The sequence below is a fragment of the Mycobacterium sp. TH-M15 genome (assembly GCF_057473705.1).
Genome location: NZ_JBYCLB010000297.1, coordinates 1 through 2936 on the forward strand (window position 1 = coordinate 1; position 2936 = coordinate 2936).

At 70.9% G+C, this 2936-nt stretch carries 3 protein-coding genes; all 3 read left to right on the plus strand.

All coding sequences use genetic code 11. From position 1 onward, the window contains the following. Nucleotides 1-201: chorismate mutase (locus AC2VNT_RS06985; RefSeq protein WP_486946157.1), on the plus strand; the 201-nt coding region annotated here is incomplete at its 5' end. A 33-nt stretch (nt 202-234) separates the two neighbouring features. After that, on the plus strand, nt 235-1068 hold the full coding sequence (locus tag AC2VNT_RS06990) for an SDR family oxidoreductase (RefSeq protein WP_486946158.1): 834 nt from the start codon (nt 235-237) through the stop codon (nt 1066-1068). Continuing rightward, nucleotides 1065-2729, plus strand: coding sequence for a glucose-6-phosphate isomerase (gene pgi / locus AC2VNT_RS06995; protein ID WP_486946159.1), 1665 nt, complete (start codon nt 1065-1067; stop codon nt 2727-2729). Before AC2VNT_RS06990 ends, pgi begins: the two co-directional genes overlap by 4 nt. The last annotated feature ends 207 nt before the right edge of the window (nt 2730-2936 follow it).

Genomic DNA, 2936 nt, shown 5'->3' on the forward strand with positions numbered 1-2936 from the left:
GACGCGGAGATCCTAGCCGCGGTGAAACGCCGCACCGAGGTGTCCCAGGTGATCGGTAAGGTGCGGATGGCCTCCGGCGGCACCCGACTGGTGCACAGCCGGGAGATGAAGGTCATCGAGCGCTACCGCGACCTGGGCGCCGACGGCAAGGACCTGGCGATGCTGCTGCTGCGGATGGGCCGAGGCCGGCTCGGCCACTGACCGCTCACCCGACCGCTTATAGTCGACGGTGTGATGAAGCGGGTGTTGGTCGCCGGCGGCACCGGGACGGTGGGCCGGGTGGTGGTGCAGCGTCTGCTTGAGGCCGGTGCCGAGGTGCGGGTGCTCAGCCGCGGCCGGTGCGCACCGGACGCCCCGGGCGGCGCGCAGTATGTGGTCGGTGACGTGCGCAGCGGTGCCGGCCTGGCCGATGCGGTGCGCGACGTGGACACCGTGGTGGCGTGTGTCGACCCGCTGGACCGGCTGGCCGAAGCCGTCGCCGGGGTAACGGCGAGACCGCACCTGGTCTACATCTCGATCGTCGGCGTCGACCGGGTGCCGTTCGGCTACTACCAACGCAAGCTCGCCGACGAACAGCTGCTCGCCGCCTCCGGGCTGCCGTGGACGGTGTTGCGCGCCACCCAGTTCCACGACCTTATCGTCGCCGGGCTGCGGACGCTGTCGACGTCGCCGGTGCTGCTGCTGCCGGCCGGCTGGAGCTTCCAGCCGATCGACGTGCGCGACGTGGGCGCCCGGCTGGCCGAGCTGGCGCTCGGTTCGCCTGCCGGCCGGGTGCCGGACATGGGCGGCCCACAGGTGCTGACGGTCAAGGAGCTGGCCCGACGCTACCTGGCCACGACCGGAAAGCACCGGCTGATCGCCTCGGTGCCGCTGCCCGGCCGGGTCGCGCACGCCTACCGCGACGGCGGCCACCTGACCCCGGACCAGGCGGTCGGCACCATCACCTTCGACCAGTACCTCGGCGAACTGGCGGAGTCCGGGAGGCAGCCGTACGCCGACAAGATGCGCGCCGCGCTGCGACTGCCCAGGCGGCGGGGTTGTGACGACCGGTTTAGGGTCGAGCCATGAGCCCGGTCCAACAGATCCCCGACATCTCCGGCACACCCGCCTGGAAGGCCCTCGCCAGCCACCACGGCCAAGTCGGCGCGACGCACCTGCGCCAGTTCTTCGCCGACGACCCGGACCGCGGACGCAAATTCACCGTCACCGTCGGTGACCTCTACATCGACTACAGCAAGCACCGGATCACCGATGAGACGATAAAGCTGCTGCTCGACCTGGCCCGCACGGCCGCCCTGGAGCAGCGCCGCGACGACATGTTCGCCGGGGTGCACATCAACACCTCGGAGAACCGGGCGGTGCTGCACACCGCGCTGCGACTGCCGCGCGACGCGACGCTGGTGGTCGACGGCCAGAACGTGGTCGCCGACGTGCACGCGGTGCTCGACGCGATGGGCGATTTCACCGACCGGCTGCGCAGCGGGCAGTGGACCGGCGCCACCGGCAAGCGAATCAGCACGGTGGTCAACATCGGCATCGGCGGCTCCGACCTGGGTCCGGTGATGGTCTATGGGGCGCTGCGGCACTACGCCGACGCCGGCATCTCGGCGCGGTTCGTCTCCAACGTCGACCCCGCCGACCTGGTGGCCACCCTGGCCGACCTGGACCCGGCCACAACGCTTTTCATCGTCGCGTCCAAGACGTTCTCCACCCTGGAGACGCTGACCAACGCCACCGCGGCGCGGCGCTGGCTGACCGACGCCCTCGGCGACGACGCGGTCGCCAAGCACTTCGTCGCGGTCTCCACCAACGCCCAGCGGGTGGCCGAGTTCGGCATCGACACCGCCAACATGTTCGGCTTCTGGGACTGGGTGGGCGGACGGTACTCGGTGGACTCGGCGATCGGGCTGAGCCTGATGACCGCGATCGGCCGGGACCGGTTCGCCGAGTTCCTCTCCGGATTCCACGCCGTCGACGAGCATTTCCGGACCGCACCGCTGGAGGCCAACGCGCCGGTGCTGCTCGGGTTGATCGGGCTGTGGTACTCGAGCTTCTTCGGCGCGCAGTCCCGGGCGGTGTTGCCCTACGCCAACGACCTGGCCCGGTTCGCCGCCTACCTGCAGCAGCTGACCATGGAGTCCAACGGCAAGTCCACCCGCGCCGACGGCACCCCGGTAACCACCGATACCGGCGAGATCTTTTGGGGCGAGCCAGGAACCAACGGCCAGCACGCGTTCTACCAGCTGCTGCACCAGGGCACCCGGCTGGTGCCGGCCGACTTCATCGGCTTCGCCCAGCCGGTCGACGACCTGCCCACCGCCGACGGCGCCGGCTCCATGCACGACCTGCTGATGAGCAACTTCTTCGCCCAGACCCAGGTGCTGGCGTTCGGCAAGACCGCCGAGGAGATCGCCGCCGAGGGCACCCCGGCCGCGGTGGTGCCGCACACGGTGATGCCGGGCAACCGGCCCAGCACCTCGATCCTGGCGGAGCGGCTCACCCCGTCGGTGCTCGGCCAGCTGATCGCGCTCTACGAGCACCAGGTGTTCACCGAGGGGGTGGTGTGGGGCATCGACTCGTTCGACCAGTGGGGGGTGGAGCTGGGCAAGACCCAGGCCAAGGCGCTGCTGCCGGTGATCACCGCGGCCGGCTCGCCGCAGCCGCAGTCGGACAGCTCAACCGACGCGCTGGTGCGCCACTACCGCGCCCGGCGCGGCCGGGCCGACTGAGCGGGCGCAGCCCGCGAAAGACGGGCCCGGCCCACCAACACAGCCGGGCCGACTGAGCGGGCGCAGCCCGCGAAAGACGGGCCCGGCCCGGAGAGAGGAACTACTTCAGCAGCCGGGACATCCGCCGGTGGGCCAGCACCCCCCCCCCCGGGTGACAGGGCGGACAAAAAAGAAACGACCGCGCGGCGAACGACACCACGCGGACGG